We start from the raw sequence: 5,558 nt of genomic DNA, 5'->3' as shown, positions 1-5,558 counted from the left end.
GGCGTGGTTGTGGTAGCGGAAGTCGTCCTCCAGCCACAGCACACGGAACCCGAGGTCGGCGAAGCGCGCGTAGTGGGCGGTGATCCAGGCACGGAAGCGTGGGCAGGCGAGCGACGCCTGGGCCGTGGCCACCGTTCCGTCCGGTCCGACCATGGGGGTGAAGCCGAGGCGGTCGGCCCGGCCCCGGTCGGCGTGGCCGGCGGTGACCCAGGGATTGAGACTGACGTCGAGCCCGGCCTCGCGCAGGATCGTGACGGCCGTCGCCGCGGTGTCGTACAGGCGGTCCTCGGCCTCACCCGTGGGGTGGCCGGTGTACAACTCCTCGGCTCCGAGCAGCAGGACGACCTCGTCGACACCCGACTCCCGGCAGAACGAGGCGAGTTCGGCGGCGCGTTCGGCGGCGTCCGGGGTGGGGTGGAGCTGGAACCGCAGGTGGTACCGGGCGGGCACGCCGGGCCTCCTCATTTGACGCTGCCGGCGGTGAGGCCGGCGCGCCAGAAGCGTTGCAGGGACAGGAACAGGACGACCAGGGGTATCGCGGAGACCATGGCGGCGGTGACCACGATGTTGAGCGGCGGCGCGCCGGGGCCGATCGCCCGCTGGGCCTGCCAGCCGACGACCCCGACGGTGACCGGCTGGAGGTGGTCGTTGGCCAGCATCAGCACGGGCAGCAGGTAGTTGGTCCAGATGGAGACGAACTGGAACAGGAAGATCGTGACCAGCGCCGGGGACATCACCCGCAGCGCGATGGTGGCGAAGATCCGGAACTCCCCGGCGCCGTCGATCCGCCCGGCCTCGATGAGCTCGTCGGGCACGGAGGCGGCGGCGTAGATCCGGGCCAGGTAGACCCCGAACGGGCTGACCGAGCTGGGCAGCAGGACCGCCCAGTAGGAGTTCACCAGGTGCAGCTGGGAGAACATCAGGTAGAGCGGCACGGCCAGCAGCGGCTGCGGGACGAGCACCGCCGCGAGGACGCCGTTGAACGTCAGCTCCCGCCCGCGGAAGCGGTACTTGGCCAGCGCGTAGCCCGCCATCGCCGAGATCAGGGTGCTGACGCCCGCGCCGCCCACCGCGTAGAGGGCGCTGTTGCCCAGCCACTGCCAGTAGATGCCGTCCTGGCGGGTGAACACGTCCCGCAGGTTGTCGAAGAGGGCGAAGTCGCCGAACCAGAAGCCGTTTCCGGAGAACAGGCCGCTGCTGGTCTTGGTCGAGGCGACCAGCAGCCACCACACCGGGGCGAGGAAGTAGACCGAGGCGATCAGCAGCACGCCGAGCGTGAGCCAGCGGGAGGCCGTGTACCGGGCCGCGCGGGTGGTGTTCACAGGGCGGCTCCGCGGCGCTGGACGAGCTTGAGGAAGCCGAAGGACAGCACGAACGCCAGCAGCGCGAGCACGACGGACTCGGTCGCGGCGATGTTGAAGTTGTTGGCGTCCACGGCGTTGTAGGCGGCGTAGATGGGGGTGTAGGTGCTGCTGAGGTTGGGGGCGACGTTGTGCAGGATCGCCGGCTCGTTGTAGAGCTGGGCGGTGCCGATGATGGAGAACACCGTGGTCAGCACCAGGGCCGGGCGGATCATCGGCACCTTGATGCGCCAGGCGATCCCGAAGGCCGAGCAGCCGTCCATCGTGGCCGCCTCGCTGAGCTCCGCCGGGACGGCCTGCAGCGCGGAGTAGATGATCAGCATGTTGTAGCCGGTCCAGCCCCAGGTCAGCATGTTGCCGATGGTCGGGCCGAGCATGCCGTCGGAGGTCAGGTTCAGGTGCAGGCCCAGGTGCTGGGCGGCGGCGGTGACCGGGCTCAGGCCGGGGGCGACCAGGTACGACCACATGATCGCGCCGACCACGCCGGGGAGGGCGTAGGGCAGGAAGAAGGCCAGCCGGAAGAACCTCTTGAACATGGTCGACTTCGCATCCAGCAGCAGTGCCAGGACCAACGCCAGCAGCAGCATCAGCGGCACCTGGACCACGCCGATCAGCAGCACCCGCAGCAGCGAGCCGCGGAACTGCGGATCGCCCAGCGCGGTGGCGTAGTTGCCGAGGCCGGCGAAGGCCTGGGTGGGTGCCGAGAGGCCGAGGCCGGATCGGTGCATCCGGAACAGGCTCTGGTAGACGGTGTAGCCGATCGGCGCCAGGTACAGAGCTGTGAACAGCAGCAGGAACGGAACCAGGAACAGTGCGACGGTCCGGGCCGGGCCGCGGCGGCGCCGAGCCGGCCGGGCGGCCGGGTCCTGCGGTGCTGTCCGCCCGGCGAGGGCGGTGGTCATGGGTTTCGTCTCTCCTTGATCGGGCCGGACTGCCCCGGCCTGACCGGTCCGTTGCCGCCGGGCGGCGGGCGGCGCGGGACCGGTCGGTGCTCGGCCCCGCACCGGTGGTGGTCGGGGTGGTGCGGGGCCGGTCGGTGGGTGGCCCCGCACCCGCGGGGGATGGCGCGGGACCGGTCGGTGGGGCGTCAGCCGGCGACGGCGAGGCCCTGCTGCTTCATGCCGGCCACGGTCTTGCCCTGCACGTCGGCGAGCACGTTCGGCAACGTGGCGCCGCCGGTGCCCGCCTTGCCGAGCCCGTCGCCGAGGTCGGTGGAGGTCTGGGTCATGGTGGGGCCCCACTGCCAGGTGGTGGTGATGTGGGCGGTCTCGGCCTTGAAGACGTCGTAGATGGTCTGGCCGCCGTAGAACGCGTCGGGCTGGGTGAGCGCCGGGTTGGACAGGCCCGAGGTGGCGGCGGGGTAGATGCCGGTGACCTTGATCAGGTTGCCGACGCTGTCCGCGTCGGTGCTCATCCAGGTGGCGAACTCGGCGGCCTCCTTGGCGTGGGCACAGCCCTTGAGGACGGCCGTGGCCGAGCCCCCGTCGTTGCCGTACGCGGGGTTGGCCGCGTCCCAGACCGGCATGGGGGCGACGGCCCACTGGCCGGCGCCGTCCTTGACGCTGGTGGCGATGATCGGGGCGTCCCAGACCGCGTTGACGTCGGAGAGGATCTTGCCGTTCGCCATGTCGCCGAACTGCGAGGCGTCGTTGCTCGGGTCGGTCTTCAGCAGCTTCTTGTCCAGCAGGTCCTGCCAGTAGGAGGCGACCTTCTTGTTGGCGTCGCTGTTCAGGCTCACCTGCCACTGGTCGTTGCCGGTGCCGAACCACTTGGCGCCGGCCTGCCAGGCGAGCCCGGCGTAGGTGTACGGGTCGTTGCCGAAGTTGCCGAGGTAGACGGTCGGGTCGGCGGCGTGCACCTTGGCGGCGTCGGCCGCGTACTCGTCCCAGGTCACCGGGGGCTTGTCGATGCCGTACTTGGCGAACAGGTCCTTGCGGTACATCAGGGCCATCGGCGCGGTGTCGACCGGGATGCCGTAGGTGTGGCCGTCGACGGTGACCTGGTTCCAGGTCCAGTCCGCGAACTGCCCCTTGGCGTCGGCGGTGTACTTGCTGACGTCGGTGAGGGCGCCCGCGGCGGCGAAGCTGGGCAGGGTCTCGTAGCCGACCTGGGCCAGGCAGGGGGCGTTGCCGGCCTTGGCGGCGGTGAGCATCTTCGTGTAGCCGCCCTTGGAGCCGGAGGCGGTCTTGTCGAAGGTGACCTGGATGTTCGGGTGGGTCTTGTTGAACAGGGCGATCGACTCGTCGTAGCCCGGGGCCCAGCCCCAGAAGTCGAGCTTGACCGGGCCCGACGCGGCACCCGGGTCGCCGCTTCCGCTGCCGCTGGACGAGCAGCCGGCGACGAGGGCCGCAGCCGTCACGACCGCGAGCGCGGCGGCCGTCGAAACAGGTCTTGCCTTCACGTGTGTCTCCTCGGACCCAGGGGGAAAGCGGGAACCGGTCAATTCGTTCGGTTATTGTTTGAACCAACCCTGATAAAGTCAAGAGGCAGCGGAAGGAGACCGCCGGCGCCCGTGATCACAGGTCATGCGACAGGAGCCCGGCGGGCCTCGGCATGGACGCAGGAGAGGAACCGTTGGTGAAGGCAGCGCTTCAGGGGTCGGGCGTACGGAGTCTGGCCATGGCCGGACCGGCCGTCGCCCGCGACCGCTCGTCGTCCCGTCGGGCCAACCTCGGCATGGTGCTGCGACTGCTGCGCGACGAGGGCCCCCGCTCGCGCGCCCGCATCTCCGAGGACACCGGCCTGCCCAAGGCGACCGTCTCCAACCTGACCGCGGAGCTGCTGGAGGGCCGCCTGATCCGCGAGGGCGAGGCCGAGCGCGACCGGGGCACGGTCGGTAGACCCGGGCAGGCCGTGGAGATCGACGGCAGCGGAGTGCACGGCATCGGCGCCGAGATCAACGTCGACTACGTCAGCCTGCTCGCCCTCAACCTCAAGGGCGAGGTCACCGCGGAGCAGCGGATCCCCTTCGACGTGCGGGCCGCCGGGCCCGACGCCACCCTGGACACCACCGCACAGCTGGTCGCCCGGGGCATCGAGGCACTGCGCCGCGACGGCGGGCACGTCGTCGGCGTCACCCTGGCCACGCCCGGCGCCACCGACATGACCACCGGCACCGTCGGCTTCGCGTCCAACATCGGCTGGCGGGACGTACCGGCCATCGCCGGCCTGCGCGAGCGCCTCGGGCCGGGCGCCCCGGAGATGCACCTGGAGAACGACGCGAAGCTCGGCGCCCTGGCCGAGTACGTGACCGCCTCCGCCGCGGGCGTCCGCGACCTCGTCCACGTCACCGGCCAGACCGGCGTCGGGGTCGGCATCATCGCCGGCGGGCAGCTGGTGCGCGGCGCCGGCGGCTACGCGGGCGAGGTCGGCCACCTGCAGCTGGTGCCCTCCGAGCACCTGTGCGCCTGCGGCCGACGCGGCTGCTGGGAGACCACCATCGGCCGCGGCGCCCTGCTGCGCTACGCCGCCGACCCCGGTGACCTGGTCTGGGACCCGATGGTGGACCTGGAGCGCCGCCTCGCCGAACTGCGCGACCGTGCGGGCGCCGGCGACGCCCGCACGCTGGAGGCGCTGCAGCGGATCGCCGACAACCTCGCCCCCGGGCTGGCGCTGCTGGCCGACATCCTCAACCCCCGGCTCATCGTGCTCGGCGGCCACTTCGCCTTCTTCGGCGAGTACCTGCTCGACAGCGTGACCGCCCAGGTGCGCGAGCGGGTGATGGCACCGGACGCCGGCGGGTGCGAGATCGTCCTGTCCACCACCGGACTGACCGGCACCGCGCGCGGCGGCGCCCTGCTCGCCCTCGACGCCGTGTACCAGGACCCGACCAGCGCCATGACGCCCGCTCAGCGCTGACCGTACGCTCCCTCCCGGCCGTCGGCCCCGCGGCCGCGGCCCGCGCACCCGATCACCATCGGATCACCGTGCGCTCCGTTCTCGTGCACGGGGGTTGACACCACAGGGGATAAGTTCGGATTCTGGCGGAACTAACCACCAGGTGCGCCGCCTCCCCCGCTCCGCAGGCAGCACGCCTCCGGAAGGATCCCCCATGAGACGGATGACCGGCGCCCTGCCGACCCAGCAGCCGGACAGCGGCGCAGCGTTGCCGCAGTGGACGCTCGACTGACCCTCTGAACAACCCGCTTGTGGCACCAACGCCGCGGGAATACGAGCAAGGACACCCCCCGCGCGCCC

General features: G+C 71.3%; 5 protein-coding genes. 1 reads left to right on the top strand and 4 read right to left on the bottom strand.

The features are described from left to right. The 4 genes from ACFVWU_RS43145 to ACFVWU_RS43130 all read right to left on the bottom strand — a co-directional run. On the bottom strand, positions 1-450 hold a 450-nt coding region (locus tag ACFVWU_RS43145), incomplete at its 3' end, for a hypothetical protein (protein ID WP_387631822.1). 11 nt (positions 451-461) lie between these two features. Next, complete coding sequence (locus ACFVWU_RS43140; RefSeq protein ID WP_387631819.1) at positions 462-1,322, bottom strand: carbohydrate ABC transporter permease; 861 nt, start codon at positions 1,320-1,322, stop codon at positions 462-464. Continuing rightward, on the bottom strand, positions 1,319-2,263 hold the full coding sequence (locus ACFVWU_RS43135) for a carbohydrate ABC transporter permease (protein WP_387631817.1): 945 nt from the start codon (positions 2,261-2,263) through the stop codon (positions 1,319-1,321). The genes ACFVWU_RS43140 and ACFVWU_RS43135 overlap by 4 nt, the downstream gene beginning before the upstream one ends. 185 nt (positions 2,264-2,448) lie before the next feature. Next, entirely contained in the window at positions 2,449-3,762 is a 1,314-nt protein-coding gene (locus ACFVWU_RS43130) for an ABC transporter substrate-binding protein (protein ID WP_387631815.1), read from the bottom strand. Between the two features lie 176 nt (positions 3,763-3,938). On the opposite strand from ACFVWU_RS43130, the gene ACFVWU_RS43125 reads away from it, so the two are divergent. Beyond that, the gene (locus ACFVWU_RS43125; RefSeq protein ID WP_387631813.1) at positions 3,939-5,219 is read left to right on the top strand and encodes an ROK family protein; all 1,281 of its coding nucleotides are present in this window, start codon (positions 3,939-3,941) and stop codon (positions 5,217-5,219) included. The last annotated feature ends 339 nt before the right edge of the window (positions 5,220-5,558 follow it).

The sequence above is a fragment of the Kitasatospora sp. NPDC058190 genome (genome assembly GCF_042883685.1).
In the GTDB taxonomy this organism is placed as follows: Bacteria; Actinomycetota; Actinomycetes; order Streptomycetales; family Streptomycetaceae; genus Kitasatospora.
Note: the sequence above shows the minus strand (reverse complement) of the source record. Positions and strands in the feature narration are given on the sequence as shown.